The organism is Kribbella sp. CA-294648, assembly GCF_050943845.1.
Lineage (GTDB): Bacteria > Actinomycetota > Actinomycetes > Propionibacteriales > Kribbellaceae > Kribbella.
The window spans coordinates 6,958,794-6,972,420 of record NZ_CP191981.1 but is presented as its reverse complement, the minus strand read 5'-3'; the positions used below and the strand labels follow the sequence as shown (position 1 = coordinate 6,972,420).

Below are 13,627 nucleotides of genomic sequence, written 5' to 3'. Positions count from 1 at the left end.
GGTGACTTGGTGTTCGGCGTCAGGTGCGAGATCGGCTGTCGGGTAGGCGGAAGACGAGCACCAGGACCCGTAGTACGAGGACTGCGCAGATGACCAGCAGGTTGTAGGCGAAGAGCTGGTAGAGGGTGAGCGTGGTGGTCACCCGCGGGCCGCCCGGCGTACCGAGGAGCAGGACCGCCATCAGGCCCGCGGTCGAGCCGAGGATCACCAGCAGTGCTTGGTGGAGCAGGCCGGTCAGGTGCCGGCGGTCGCGTTCGTCGGCGAACAGGCGGACGTTGAGGTTGAGACGACCGCTCTCCGCCGCGGCCGCGATCCGGTCGATCCGGCGGGGCAGTCTCCTGAGCATCGGCAGGAGGGTGGCGAGTTCTTCGGTCGCCGTACGGCGCAGTGCGTCGGGGGCGAGCCGATCGGTGACGTGCGCGGCGGCGAACTGGCGGGAGGCGCCGACGAGGTCGAAGCCCGGGAAGATCCGCGCGATCGTGCCCTCCACAGTGGCGAGGGCGCGGAACACCGCGGCGACCTCGGGCGGTACCCCTAGTTCGTGCGACGCGATGATCCGGAACAGGTCGTTGAACATGGCCGGGCCGAGTTGTGCGCCCGCACCGAGATGCCGCGCCATGAACTGGCCGACCGCGCGCTCCAGGCTCTGCTCGTCGATCACGTCCGGCCGGTGGACGATCTCCAGCAATGCGTCGGTCGCCGCGACCGGGTCGCCGTGGTCGACGGCGAGCAGGAACCGCTGCAGCGCTTCGCGGGTGGACGGATCGAGCCGCCCGACCGAGCCGAGGTCGAGCATGCCGATCCGGCCATCGGTCAGCAGCAGGAAGTTGCCCGGGTGCGGGTCCGCGTGGAAGACACCGTCGATCGCGACCTGCCCGAGCAGGCACTCGAAGAGCACCTTCGCCAGCCGGGCGGGGTCGAGACCGCGCTCGGCGATCGAGGGAGCGGCCGCACCGAGCCCGATCCCGTCGAGGCGCTGCATCGTGAGGACCCGTCGCGTGCACAAGCGCTTGTGCAGTTCCGGTACGACGATGTCGGGGTTGTTGGTCACCGACTTGCCGGCCGCGACGCTGGCCATGTTGCCTGCCTCGACGGTGAAGTCGAGCTCCTCGCGCATCGCGTCGGCGAACCCTTCGGCCAGCGAGCGCACGCCCATCGACCGGCCCCAGTCGGTGTTCCGCTCGAGCAGCCGCGCGAGTCGCTGCACGATGTCCAGATCCCGCGCGACAACACTCGCGATGCCGGGCCGTTGCACCTTCACCACGACCGGTACGTCGTCCAGCCGGGCGGCGTACACCTGAGCCACGGAAGCCGCGGCGAGAGGCTCGATGGAGAAGTCGGCGAACACCTGCCGCGGCGGCGCACCGAGCTCCTCGGTGAGCACGGCCTCGACCTGATCCCACGGCGCGGGGGAGACCTGGTCCTGCAACCGGCTGAGCTCGAGCGCGACCGATGCGGGGATGACGTCACTCCGAGTCGACAACACCTGCCCGAGCTTGACGAAGGTGACACCAGCCTCGTCGAGCGCGATCCGCAACGACCGAGCCAGATCAGCCTGCCCAGCCGCATTCTCATGCCCCGGGCGCCGGCGCCCCCGCAGATACGGACCGAGCCCGTGCTTGATGGCGATCCGCAGGATCTGCAGATAACGGCGAGTGCGCGCCACCCGGCCACTAATATCCCGGCGCAAATCCCGGGCCCGAGGCAACGACCCGGTCGGCACCAGCGCCTCGGACAACACCAGAAAGATCAACCCGGTCAACATCGAACACAACGCCGTCAACCCAAGCAACGCGAACGCCGCCCCGCTGGACCCCGTCCAGGGCAAGGGCCCAGCCAACGCAGTCATCAACGGCCCAAACATGGCCAACGTCAAAGCGGCCCCCACCGCCAACCGCCCCAACCCGAACCGCACCCCCAGCAACCGCTGCGAAAACGGCACAAACACCACCATGAACACACCGACATTGATCAGCCCGACAACCACCACATCCATGCCGGGAACCCTAAACGCTGCATCACCCACCCACCTCACCCACCCGAGGGACCCACCTCCCTCCCCCGGCAGCGACTACGGACGAGCAGAACAAAGCGAGACAAGAGATAGTGGGGCTGCCGCCGGTTGCCGAGCACTCCAGCCGGGCCGCCGCGCACCGAGCCACCTACCACCCCCAACCCCAAACCCCACCCCCAGCCCACCCCCACCCCCATCGCCGCCAAAGGCGCACTTTGTGCACGACGAGAGTGTTCTACCGGCGAGTAGACACTCAGGCGGTGCACAAAGTGCGGGTTTGACGAGCGTGGGCCGGGGGCTTGGGGTGGGGGTTGGACCGAGCGGATCGCCGAGCTTGGTGCACTGGTCGAGTCTGCTCCTGCTCTCCAGTGCGGGTCCTGGACGTGCGAAGGCCGTCCGCAGCGGGTGCTGGGGACGGCCTTCGGGTACGGCTGGGTCAGGCTGGGCGGCGGCGGATTTTGTTGCCTAGCCAGACTATGGGGTCGTACTTGCGGTCGGCGACTCGTTCCTTCATCGGGATGAGGGCGTTGTCGGTGATCTTGATGTGTTCGGGGCAGACCTCGGTGCAGCACTTGGTGATGTTGCAGAAGCCGAGGCCGTGCTGGTCCTGGGCCTGGTGCTGGCGGTCCGCGGCGTCGAGGGGGTGCATGTCCAGTTCGGCGATCCGCATCAGGAAGCGCGGGCCCGAGAAGGACTCCTTGTTCTCGTCGTGGTCGCGGATCACGTGGCAGGTGTCCTGGCACAGGAAGCACTCGATGCACTTGCGGAACTCCTGCGAGCGCTCCACGTCGACCTGCTGCATCCGGTACTCGCCCGGCTTCAGGTCGGCCGGGGGAGTGAACGAGGGGATCTCGCGGGCCTTCTGGTAGTTGAACGAGACGTCGGTGACCAGATCGCGGATCACCGGGAACGTCCGCATCGGGGTGACCGTGACGGTCTCGCCCTCCTCGAACGTGTTCATCCGGCACATGCACATCAGCTTGGGCATGCCGTTGATCTCGGCGCTGCAGGAGCCGCACTTGCCGGCCTTGCAGTTCCAGCGGACCGCCAGGTCCGGTGTCTGGGTCGCCTGCAGCCGGTGGATGACGTCGAGGACGACCTCGCCCTCGTTGACGTCCACCTCGTAGTCCTGGAGCTCACCACCTTCGGCGTCACCCCGCCAGACCCGGAACTTGCCTTTGTAGGTCATGCCGGCAGCTCCTCTTCGGTCAGGTACTTCTTGAGTTCGTCCAGCTCGAACAGCTCCAGCAGGTCCTCGCGCATCGGGATCTGGTCCTTGCGCGAAACGTCCACGCTGCCGTCGGCGTTCAGCCCACAGACCAGCAGCAGCTTGCGCCACTCGGCGTTCATGCCCGGGAAGTCGTCGCGGGTGTGACCGCCGCGCGACTCCTCCCGCTCCAGTGCCGCCTTGGCGACGCACTCCGAAACGGTCAGCATGTTGCGCAGGTCGAGCGCCAGGTGCCAGCCCGGGTTGAACTGCCGGTGGCCCTCGACGGTCATCTTCGCGATCCGGCCGCGGAACTCGGCCAGCCGCGCGAGCGCCTGCTCCATCTCCTCGGCCTTGCGGATGATGCCGACCAGGTCGTTCATCGCCTGCTGCAGTTCCTGGTGGATCGTGTACGGGTTCTCCCCGCCCTCGAGCTCGAACGGCGCCAGCGCCTCGGCCGCCGCCGTGTCGATGTCGGCCTCGGCGATCTTCGGCCGGTTCGCACCGAGCGAGTCGACGTACATCGCCGCGCCCATCCCGGCCCGGCGGCCGAAGACGAGCAGGTCGGACAGCGAGTTGCCGCCCAGCCGGTTCGACCCGTGCATCCCGCCCGCGACCTCACCGGCCGCGAACAGGCCCGGTACGACGGACGACGCCGTGTCGGGGTCCACCTCGACGCCACCCATCACGTAGTGACAGGTCGGGCCGACCTCCATCGGCTCGGCGGTGATGTCGACGTCCGCGAGCTCCTTGAACTGGTGGTGCATCGACGGCAGCCGGCGCTTGATCTCCTCGGCCGGGAGCCGCGACGACACGTCCAGGAAGACGCCACCGTGCGGCGTACCGCGGCCGGCCTTGACCTCGGAGTTGATCGCCCGGGCGACCTCGTCGCGGGGCAGCAGCTCGGGGGGACGCCGGTTGTTGTCGGCATCCTTGTACCAGCGGTCGGCCTCTTCCTCGGTCTCCGCGTACTGCGCCCGGAACACGTCCGGCACGTACTCGAACATGAACCGCTTGCCCTCGGAGTTCTTCAGTACTCCGCCGTCACCGCGGACCGACTCGGTGACCAGGATGCCCTTCACCGACGGCGGCCAGACCATGCCGGTCGGGTGGAACTGGATGAACTCCATGTTGATCAGCGTCGCGCCGGCCCGCATCGCCAGCGCGTGACCGTCGCCGGTGTACTCCCACGAGTTCGAGGTGACCTTGAACGACTTGCCGACCCCACCGGTGGCCAGGATCACCGCCGGTGCGTCGAACAGGATGAACCGGCCGGACTCACGCCAGTAGCCGAAGGCACCGGAGATCGCGTCGCCGTCCTTGAGCAACTCGGTCACGGTACACTCGGCGTACACCTTGAGGTTGGCCTCGTAGTCGCCGGTGGCGGCGAAGTCCTCCTGCTGCAGCGAGACGATCTTCTGCTGCAGGGTGCGGATGAGTTCGAGGCCGGTGCGGTCGCCGACGTGCGCGAGCCGCGGGTAGGAGTGGCCGCCGAAGTTGCGCTGGCTGATCCGGCCGTCCGGCGTACGGTCGAACAGCGCGCCGTAGCTCTCCAGCTCCCAGACCCGGTCGGGCGCTTCCTGCGCGTGCAGTTCGGCCATCCGCCAGTTGTTCAGGAACTTCCCGCCGCGCATCGTGTCGCGGTAGTGGACCTGCCAGTTGTCGTTGGAGTTCGCGTTGCCCATCGCCGCCGCGCAGCCGCCCTCGGCCATCACGGTGTGCGCCTTGCCGAACAGCGACTTACACACGATCGCGGTGCGCTTGCCCTGCTCACGGGCCTCGATCGCCGCGCGCAGGCCGGCGCCGCCGGCCCCGATCACGACGACGTCGTATTGGTGTCGTTCCAGCTCAGTCATAAGAGATCAGACGTCCGAATCAGTTGAAGAAGCGCAGGTCAGAGAACCAGCCGGCCGACAGCGACATGATGTACGCGTCGGTGAGGATCACGGTGAACAGCGAGATCATCGCGAAGGTGCCGTGCTTCGGGTTCAGCTTGGATACGAAGGTCCAGTACCGGTAGCGCAGCGGGTGCTTGGAGAAGTTCTTCAGCCGTCCACCGACGATGTGCCGGCAGGCGTGGCAGGACAGCGTGTACAGCCACAGGAAGACCAGGTTGATCCAGATGATCACGGTCCCCAGGCCGATGCCGAAGCCGCCGTCCTTGCCGTGGAAGGCGAGCACGCCGTCGTACACGTTGAGAACACCGAAGACCAGCGCGCCGTAGAAGAAGTAGCGGTGCAGGTTCAGCGCGACCAGCGGGAACTTCCGCTCACCGGTGTAGCTCTTGTGCGGCTCCGGTACGGCGCAGGCCGCCGGCGCGAAGAACAGCGAGCGGTAGCCGGCCTTGCGGTAGTAGTAACAAGTACCGCGGAAGCCGGCCAGCACCGCGAAGGTGATGATGCTGAACGGGATCACCCGCGGGAACTCGCCGAACCAGGTGCCGAGGTGGCTGGAGCCCGGGACGCAGGACTCGGTGACGCACGGCGAGTACAGCGGCGTGAGGTAGTGGAAGTCGTCGACCCAGTACCACTTGTTCATGAAGATCCGGACCGTCGCGTAGACGACGAAGAAGCCCAGGATCACCCCGATCCGCAGCGGCGCCAGCCACCAGCGGTCAGTGCGTAGTGTCTTCTGCCCGATCTGCGCGCGACCGGGACTGCTCGTTCCAGTCGCCATCAGGGGGCGTGCCGGTCCGGTGCGCCGAAGCCTTCGTGCTCCGCGTCGGTCCACATGGACGCGTCGTATTCCACGTCGGGGATCTCCTCGAGTTCCTCCGGAACAGGTCCGGGTCTGTGATGAGGGTCGGGAGGGCCGAGCTCGGCCAGGTCGTCACTCAGCCTGGCCACGTCCGACACCAATCGGCGAACGCCGAGGGTGTCACCGTACTCCTGACTGAGCTTTCCGACGCTGGCATGCAGCGCTTCGAGAGCGCGTTGCACCGCTGCCACGGTGCTGTTGCCGTCACCCATGCCGACTCCAGTGATGGTTTTGTCGCTGTCAGTATGGGCACACTTTGCCCTCGCCGGGCGCACAACGGAAGACCCCTCGGTACGGCGTGTTTCTAGTTAGGGCTACCTCAGTTGCCGAGGAGCCGACGAGTGGAGTAATGGAGCGAATCCGGCCTTCAGGACAAGGAGATTCGCGGGCGGCGTCAGTACTTCGACCTGCCGCAACCCGGCCGGCCGAGTCGGCGAGGCATACCCCTCCCATGACCAGCTGAGTACCGAACCGTCGAGCACCAGAGCCGGCCGGCCGTCGAACCGGATCATCGCGCCATCGGGCAGTTCGTCCAGCTCGGCGATGGTCGTGCGTTGCCGGCGGGTTCGTGGTTCGACGCGTTCGAGATGCAGCTGGCGGTCCATCGCGGCGGCCCGCGGGCGCTCGGACAGACCACGCCCGGCGGCCCACGCACCGGCGTACAGGAGGTAGTCGTGGCGGCGGCAGTAGGCGCACGGGCGATGGCCGGCGGCCAGGGCGACGGCCTCGTCGAAGAAGAACAGTGCGGTCCAGCGGCCAGGCGGCATCGGATCGCGCTGGCCGCCCTTCCAGTCCAGGACGCAACAGATCCAGGCGTTCGACCGCCAGCGGGTGACGCCCAGGGTGCGATCGGGCCGGTGCAGCGTGCCGCGGTTGCCCATCAGCAGACCGCGGCCGGACTCGGCGACGATCTCCTGGGTGGGTAGCACTCTGTTCTGTAGTGGCACGGGACCATCATCACCGTGGGACATGGCACAGTGCATGCCCATGAATGAGCCGCAGATCGTCGTCGGGGTGGCCGTGATCCGGGCCGGCCGGGTGCTGGCCGCGCTGCGTCCCGGACCGGACGGTGGCTGGGAGTTTCCCGGCGGCAAGGTCGAGCCGGGGGAGACCGACGAGCAGGCCGCCGTCCGTGAGCTGCGCGAGGAACTGGCCCTGGAGATCAAGCCGCGGCGCTCATTGGGGCCGCCCCAGGCGATCGGCGAGAAGTACTTGCTTAAGGTGTACGCCGCGGACCTGCTGGGTGGTGAACCGGTTCTCCATGAACACAGCGCGATCAGGTGGGTCGGACCGGCGGAATTGGCCGGCCTGAATTGGCTGCCGGCTGACCGTCCGTTCCTCAGTGAGCTACGCAAAGTAATGGTTTGTGACATCTAAGTGTTAAGCGCACGAGATCCGTCACGATTCCGTGACATCGACGCCAGCCCAGTGGCGTCCACAGTGCGAGATCCGTAGGGTTCCCGGCAACTCGACCGTCTGGGTGACGGCGGTGCGACCAAAAGCGGAAGGTAGGCAACAGCGATGACGCTGGGGGTTTCGGACGACCTGTCTCCAGAAGGCGGTCTGCCGGCAGATGGTTTGGCCGAGACCGCTGAGGCCAAACAGATCGAAGGGCGCTCCCTGGGGCAGATCGCCTGGGCCCGGCTGAAGAAGGACAAGATCGCCGTGATCAGCGCGATCGTCATCCTGCTGATCATCGCGGTGGCGATCTTCGCGCCGCTGATCGTCAAGCTCAACGGCTTCCCGCCGGACCAGTTCAACAAGGTCGATGCGGACGGCAACCCGTTGCTGAACACGCGCGACGGCGGTATCCCGATCGGCGGCCTGTGGGGCAGCGGTACGAGCAGTGAGCACTGGCTCGGCGTCGAGCCGCAGAACGGCCGCGACGTCTTCTCCCGGCTCGTCTACGGCACCCGGGTCTCGCTGCTGGTCGCCCTCGGCGGCACCCTGATCGCGATCGTGATCGGCACCGTCATCGGCATGGTGGCCGGCTACTTCGGTGGCTGGATCGACACCCTGCTCAGCCGGCTGATGGACATCATGCTGAGCTTCCCGGCGCTGCTGTTCATCATGGCGCTGACGCCGGTGGTCGCGGACCGCGGGCAGGACCTGCTGGGGATACCCGACGACAACAGACTCCGATTAGGCGTGCTGATGTTCGTCCTCGGCTTCTTCGGCTGGGCCTACCTGGCCCGGATCGTGCGGGGCCAGACGCTGTCACTGCGGGAGCGCGAGTTCGTCGAGGCGTCCCGGTCGCTGGGCGCCGGTCCGGCGTACGTGATCTTCAAGCAGATCCTGCCGAACCTGATGCCGACGCTGCTCGTCTACACCACCCTGCTGATTCCGGGAAACATCACCGCGGAGGCCGCGCTGTCCTTCCTGGGCGTCGGTATCAAGGAGCCGACGGCTTCCTGGGGCCGGATGATCGACGACGCCTCGGACTGGATCGAGAGCAACCCGCTGTACCTGTTCTTCCCCGGCATCGCGTTGTTCATCACGGTGCTGGCCTTCAACCTGCTGGGCGACTCCGTGCGTGACGCCCTCGACCCGCGCGCCGGGAGGAGCTGACCCATGGGCCGCTATCTGATCCGGCGTCTGCTCCAGACGATCGTCATCCTCTGGGTGATCAGCGCCATCACGTTCTTCCTGTTCTGGATCACCCCGGCGAACCCCGCCCTGCTGATCTGCGGACGGAACTGCAACACCGACACGATCGCCACGGTGAACGCGACCTACGGGTTCGACAAGCCGCTGATCGTCCAGTACGGCACGTACATGCAGGGGCTGGTCAGCCCGACCGGCCGCGAGATCGGCTCCGAGGGCAACGAACGCACCTGCGCGTGGCCGTGCTTCGGCGAGTCGTACCAGAACGGCATCCCGGTCTGGGAGTCGATCTCCACAGCCTTCCCGGCGACCTTCTGGCTTGCCTCCGGGGCCGCGGTCATCTGGCTGTTCTTCGGCGTGATGCTGGGACTGATCGCCGCCTTACGCAAGGGCAAGGCGATCGACAAGCTCAGTGTGGGATTAGCCCTGTTCGGCGTCTCGTTCCCGACCATCGTGTTCGGCTATCTGCTGTTGTTCCTGTTCATCGTCAAACTCCAGTGGATCCCGTTCCCGGACACCGCGAACTCGGCCCTGTTCAGCGTCGGCCCGCTGAAATGGATGCAGTTCTACATCCTGCCGTGGATGACGCTGGCCCTGGTCTACGCGGCGCTGTACACCCGGCTCACCCGGGCCAACATGATCGACACGATGAACGAGGACTACATCCGCACCGCCCGGGCCAAGGGTTTGGGCGAGGGGACGGTGATCTTCAAGCACGGGCTGCGCTCGGCGCTGACCCCGATCGTCACCATCTTCGGCCTGGACCTCGGCGGCCTGCTCGGCGGCGCGGTGATCACCGAGCAGATCTTCAGCATCACCGGCCTGGGCCGGTTCGCGATCGACTCGGTGCTCAGCAACGACCTGCCGGCCATCATGGGGGTCGTCCTGTTCGCCGCGATCTTCGTCGTCCTGGCCAATGTGATCGTCGACGTCCTGTACGCCTTCATCGACCCGCGCGTGCGGTTGTCCTGATCCGACGAGGAGACAAGTGACCGAGTCTGTGACAACCACAGCGAGTACGAACGCCAGGACCGGCAAGCCGTTCCTGGAACTGAAGGACCTGCAGGTGCACTTCCCCACCGACGACGGCGTGGTGAAGGCCGTCAACGGGCTGAGCTTCACGCTGGAACGCGGCAAGACGCTGGGCATCGTGGGCGAGTCGGGCTCCGGCAAGAGCGTCTCGAGCCTGGCCATCATGGGTCTGCACAAGGGCAGCCGGGCCAAGGTGGGCGGTGAGATCTGGCTGGACGGCGCCGAACTGGTGGGCATGTCCGTGCCGGAGATCCGCCGGCTGCGCGGCCAGCAGGTGGCGATGATCTTCCAGGACCCGCTGTCGGCGATGCACCCCTTCTACCGCGTCGGCGACCAACTGGTCGAGGCGTACAAGGTGCACAACGACGTGACCAAGGCGGTCGCCAAGAAGCGCGCCATCGACCTGCTCGACCGGGTCGGCATCCCGTCGCCGGACAAGCGGTTCTTCGACTACCCGCACCAGTTCTCCGGCGGTATGCGGCAGCGCGCGATGATCGCGATGGCGCTGATGTGCGACCCGCAGTTGCTGATCGCCGACGAGCCGACCACCGCCCTGGACGTCACCGTGCAGGCGCAGATCCTCGACCTGATGATGGATCTGCAGAAGGAGTTCAACTCCGCGATCATCATCATCACCCACGACCTCGGTGTCGTCGCCCAGATGGCGCAGGACGTGGTGGTCATGTACGGCGGCCGGGTGGTCGAGTCCGGCCCGGTCCGCGACATCTTCTATCGGCCCGAGATGCCCTACACCTGGGGTCTGCTCGGCTCGATCCCGCGGGTGAACCGCGGGGGCGATCACCGGCTCAAGTCCATCCGGGGTACTCCGCCGTCCCTGATCAACCTCCCGGCCGGGTGCCCGTTCCAGCCGCGCTGCGACTACCAGCAGTACGTCGAGGGCCACTCCTGCAAGGGCGAGGTCCCCGAACTGCTGCAGATCGGTACCAGTGGCCACCGGGTGCGCTGCCACATCGAGACCGAGCAGCGCAAGAAGCTGTTCATCGAGCAGATCAAGCCGAACCTGTGATGCCGGCACCGAAGGACGAGGAGCGATCGTGAGTACGTCGACGTCGGCCGAGCAGGCCGTCCAGGCGGGGCAGGGGGAGGTGCTGCTCGAGGTCAAGGGTCTGCAGCGCTACTTCCCGGTCACCCGTGGCATCGTCTTCCAGAAGCAGACCGGAGCGGTCAAGGCGGTCGACGGCATCGACCTGACCATCCACTCCGGCGAGACCCTTGGCGTGGTCGGCGAGTCGGGCTGTGGCAAGACCACCACGGGCCGGCTGGTGACCCGGCTGGACGAGCCGACCGGTGGCTCGATCCGGTTCAGCGGCACCGACATCACGCACCTGAGCCGCGCCCGGATGCGGCCGTACCGGCGGGAGATCCAGATGATCTTCCAGGACCCGTTCTCGTCGCTGAACCCGCGGCAGACGATCGGCACGATCATCGCGGCGCCGTTCCAGATCCAGAAGGTGGACAGCGAGGGCGGGACCAAGAAGGCCGTCCAGGCGCTGATGGAACGGGTCGGGCTGAACCCGGAGCACTACAACCGGTACCCGCACGAGTTCTCCGGCGGCCAGCGGCAGCGGATCGGCGTCGCCCGGGCGCTGGCCCTGCGGCCGAAGCTGATCGTCTGCGACGAGCCGGTCTCCGCGCTCGACGTCTCGATCCAGGCCCAGATCGTGAACCTGCTGGAGGACCTGCAGGACGAGTTCAACCTTGCCTATCTGTTCATCGCCCACGACCTGTCGGTCATCCGGCACATCTCGGACCGGGTCGCGGTGATGTACCTGGGCAAGGTGGTCGAGATCGCCGAGCGCGACGAGCTCTACAACCATGCTCGGCACCCGTACACGCACGCGCTGCTGTCGGCGGTTCCCGAAGCCGACCCCGACGCGCTCGCTCACCGGGAGCGGATCCGCCTCACCGGTGACGTGCCGAGCCCCTTGAACCCGCCGTCCGGGTGCCGTTTCCGGACCCGGTGCTGGAAGGCGCAGGACGTCTGCGCCGAGAAAGAACCCGAATTGCTGCAGATCGGTGCTCCGGGTCATCGGGCTGCGTGTCACTTCCCAGAGGAGCGCGATGTGATCTGAACAGTGCGGAGAGTAGCCGTTAGATCTATCGATGGCAATGATGCAATCACGATCTGGTCACCGAGCCGAACTCTCGTTGCGCCACTTGTGATTCCGTGAGTTGATGACCGCGAATTGACGCCAGATGACCTATCCGGCCGCCGCGACCCGGCGTGGAACGTCATGACAAGGAAGGAACTACTGGCTATGAAGTACGCCAAACGAGTAGGACAGGTAGTTGCCGTAGGGGTCAGCTTGACCCTGGTGGCGACCGCTTGCGGCGGCGGGAACGATGACGCCGGCGGCACGTCCACGCAAGGCAGCACGGCCGGGGCCAAGGGGGGCACCGTCACCGTTTACCACGTCAACGACGTAGAACACCTCGACCCGCAGCGTAACTTCGTCACCGACTCCTCGATGATCGGCAAGCTGATCACCCGGACGCTGACGGACTACCGTTACGACGCCAAGGCGAAGAAGATCGTGCTGGAGAACGACCTGGCTGCCAGCTACGAGTCGACGCCCGACTTCAAGACCTGGACCTTCAAGCTGAAGGACGGGCTGAAGTACGAGGACGGTTCGCCGGTCGTTGCCGCCGACATCAAGTACGGCGCCGAGCGTTCGTTCGCCGCCGACATGGCCGAGGGTGCGCCGTACGCGCACGAGTACCTCGACTGCCCCGGTTACAAGGGCCCGTACGTGGCCGGCGGTGACAAGGGCTGCTCCGCGATCGAGGTCCCGGACGAGAAGACGGTCGTGTTCAAGCTGAACCGTCCGGTCCCGACCTTCGAGGGCACGGCCAGCATGAAGGTCTGGTCGCCGGTCCCGAAGGCCAAGGACACCAAGACCGCGTACGACAACAAGCCCGTCTCGACCGGCCCGTACAAGATCGAGTCCTACACCCGCAAGAAGCAGCTCACGCTGGTCCGCAACGAGAACTGGGACCAGAAGACCGACCCGCTGCGGACCGCGATGCCGGACAAGTTCGTCTTCAAGTTCGGTGACGCCGAGGCGACCGTCGACCAGCGGCTGTTCGCCGATGGTGCGGCCGACAAGAGCTCGGTGAGCTTCTCCGGTGTGCAGCCGGAGAACATCGCCAAGACCAACCAGGCGAACGTCAAGGACCGGGTCATCTCGTCCGAGGACATCTGCCGTCGTTACATCGCCTTCAACACCCAGAAGCCGCTGCTGAAGGACCAGAAGCTGCGCGAGGCGCTGTACTACGGTCTGGACCGGACCAGCTACCGCGACGCGCGTGGTGGCGAGCGGCTGGCCGCGGTGGTCGACTCGATCATCCCGGACGACCTCGAGGGCTACAAGGCGGAGGAGCACTTCAAGGCTCCGCCGGAGGGCGACAAGGAGAAGGCCAAGGCAGCACTGGCCGAGTCCGGCTACAAGGGCGAGAAGCTCGTCCTGGGCACCGCTGACGCCGGTCTGGCCGTCAAGGCTTCCGAGGCGGCTCAGGCATCCTGGAAGGCTATCGGCATCAACGTCGACATCCGCAAGATCCCGGGTGACAACTACTACTCGACCCAGCAGGTGGACAAGTCGGCGACCGACCTGATCACCGCCGGCTGGTGCTACGACTGGGCGACGCTGGCGACCATCGTGCCGCCGGTGTTCGGTCCCGACAGCACCGCGCCGAACAAGGCCGCGCAGAACAACTACGCGCGCAGCCAGGTCGGCTGGGACAAGATGGCCGAGCTGTCCAAGGAAACCGACAAGGCCAAGCTCACCACCGGCCTGTCCGACCTCTACACCGAGATCATGAAGACGGCGCCGCTGGTGCCGACCGTTCAGGACCTCAACGTGTACGTCGTCGGTTCGAACATCGACAACGCGGTGGCCGACCCCAACACGGGTGGTCTGCCGGACCTCACCCAGATCGCGCTGAAGAAGGCGAACTGATCCAGGTGCAGGACCTTCGCCGTTAGCAGTTAG

The 13,627-nt window shown here is 66.4% G+C and carries 12 protein-coding genes; 6 read left to right on the top strand and 6 right to left on the bottom strand.

The genetic code is table 11. The features are described 5' to 3' along the window. Positions 1-19: 19 nt before the first annotated feature. The 6 genes from ACQPYM_RS32995 to ACQPYM_RS32970 form a co-directional block, all read right to left on the bottom strand. Positions 20-1,996 carry an ABC1 kinase family protein gene (locus ACQPYM_RS32995; protein WP_433008320.1) on the bottom strand — a complete coding sequence of 659 codons (1,977 nt, stop codon included), beginning with the start codon at positions 1,994-1,996 and terminating at the stop codon, positions 20-22. A 454-nt stretch (positions 1,997-2,450) separates the two neighbouring features. Beyond that, positions 2,451-3,203: a succinate dehydrogenase/fumarate reductase iron-sulfur subunit gene (locus tag ACQPYM_RS32990; protein WP_433008318.1), complete on the bottom strand. Its 753-nt coding sequence runs from the start codon at positions 3,201-3,203 to the stop codon at positions 2,451-2,453. After that, positions 3,200-5,077 (bottom strand): fumarate reductase/succinate dehydrogenase flavoprotein subunit, encoded by a 1,878-nt coding sequence (locus ACQPYM_RS32985; RefSeq protein WP_433008316.1) that lies wholly within the window; start codon positions 5,075-5,077, stop codon positions 3,200-3,202. Before ACQPYM_RS32985 ends, ACQPYM_RS32990 begins: the two co-directional genes overlap by 4 nt. 19 nt (positions 5,078-5,096) lie before the next feature. Further along, positions 5,097-5,897: a hypothetical protein gene (locus ACQPYM_RS32980; protein WP_433008314.1), complete on the bottom strand. Its 801-nt coding sequence runs from the start codon at positions 5,895-5,897 to the stop codon at positions 5,097-5,099. Continuing rightward, positions 5,897-6,190: a hypothetical protein gene (locus ACQPYM_RS32975; protein ID WP_360285177.1), complete on the bottom strand. Its 294-nt coding sequence runs from the start codon at positions 6,188-6,190 to the stop codon at positions 5,897-5,899. The genes ACQPYM_RS32980 and ACQPYM_RS32975 overlap by 1 nt, the downstream gene beginning before the upstream one ends. Positions 6,191-6,292: 102 nt before the next feature. Beyond that, positions 6,293-6,925 (bottom strand): hypothetical protein, encoded by a 633-nt coding sequence (locus ACQPYM_RS32970; RefSeq protein ID WP_433008312.1) that lies wholly within the window; start codon positions 6,923-6,925, stop codon positions 6,293-6,295. A gap of 40 nt (positions 6,926-6,965) precedes the next feature. Between ACQPYM_RS32970 and ACQPYM_RS32965 the strand changes: the two genes are divergently transcribed. From ACQPYM_RS32965 to ACQPYM_RS32940, 6 genes are all read left to right on the top strand, one after another. Further along, positions 6,966-7,355 carry a (deoxy)nucleoside triphosphate pyrophosphohydrolase gene (locus ACQPYM_RS32965; RefSeq protein ID WP_433008310.1) on the top strand — a complete coding sequence of 130 codons (390 nt, stop codon included), beginning with the start codon at positions 6,966-6,968 and terminating at the stop codon, positions 7,353-7,355. A 144-nt stretch (positions 7,356-7,499) separates the two neighbouring features. Beyond that, positions 7,500-8,546, top strand: a complete 1,047-nt coding sequence (locus tag ACQPYM_RS32960; RefSeq protein ID WP_433008308.1) for an ABC transporter permease — start codon at positions 7,500-7,502, stop codon at positions 8,544-8,546. A 3-nt stretch (positions 8,547-8,549) separates the two neighbouring features. Further along, complete coding sequence (locus tag ACQPYM_RS32955) at positions 8,550-9,554, top strand: ABC transporter permease (RefSeq protein WP_433008306.1); 1,005 nt, start codon at positions 8,550-8,552, stop codon at positions 9,552-9,554. A 16-nt stretch (positions 9,555-9,570) separates the two neighbouring features. Beyond that, the gene (locus tag ACQPYM_RS32950; RefSeq protein WP_433008304.1) at positions 9,571-10,641 is read left to right on the top strand and encodes an ABC transporter ATP-binding protein; all 1,071 of its coding nucleotides are present in this window, start codon (positions 9,571-9,573) and stop codon (positions 10,639-10,641) included. Between the two features lie 28 nt (positions 10,642-10,669). Further along, a complete protein-coding gene (locus tag ACQPYM_RS32945; protein ID WP_433008302.1) occupies positions 10,670-11,707 on the top strand; it encodes an ABC transporter ATP-binding protein in 1,038 nt (345 codons plus the stop codon). A gap of 162 nt (positions 11,708-11,869) precedes the next feature. Then, positions 11,870-13,594, top strand: coding sequence for an ABC transporter substrate-binding protein (locus ACQPYM_RS32940; protein WP_433008301.1), 1,725 nt, complete (start codon positions 11,870-11,872; stop codon positions 13,592-13,594). Positions 13,595-13,627 lie beyond the last annotated feature (33 nt).

What these genes read in the sequence shown, in the direction of transcription:
- ACQPYM_RS32995 (WP_433008320.1), bottom strand. Translation starts at nt 1,996, where the DNA reads ATGGATGTGGTGGTTGTCGGGCTGATCAATGTCGGTGTGTTCATGGTG.
- ACQPYM_RS32965 (WP_433008310.1), top strand. Translation starts at nt 6,966, where the DNA reads ATGAATGAGCCGCAGATCGTCGTCGGGGTGGCCGTGATCCGGGCCGGC.
- ACQPYM_RS32940 (WP_433008301.1), top strand. Translation starts at nt 11,870, where the DNA reads ATGACAAGGAAGGAACTACTGGCTATGAAGTACGCCAAACGAGTAGGA.
- ACQPYM_RS32975 (WP_360285177.1), bottom strand. Translation starts at nt 6,190, where the DNA reads ATGGGTGACGGCAACAGCACCGTGGCAGCGGTGCAACGCGCTCTCGAA.
- ACQPYM_RS32955 (WP_433008306.1), top strand. Translation starts at nt 8,550, where the DNA reads ATGGGCCGCTATCTGATCCGGCGTCTGCTCCAGACGATCGTCATCCTC.
- ACQPYM_RS32990 (WP_433008318.1), bottom strand. Translation starts at nt 3,203, where the DNA reads ATGACCTACAAAGGCAAGTTCCGGGTCTGGCGGGGTGACGCCGAAGGT.
- ACQPYM_RS32985 (WP_433008316.1), bottom strand. Translation starts at nt 5,077, where the DNA reads ATGACTGAGCTGGAACGACACCAATACGACGTCGTCGTGATCGGGGCC.
- ACQPYM_RS32980 (WP_433008314.1), bottom strand. Translation starts at nt 5,897, where the DNA reads ATGGCGACTGGAACGAGCAGTCCCGGTCGCGCGCAGATCGGGCAGAAG.
- ACQPYM_RS32960 (WP_433008308.1), top strand. Translation starts at nt 7,500, where the DNA reads ATGACGCTGGGGGTTTCGGACGACCTGTCTCCAGAAGGCGGTCTGCCG.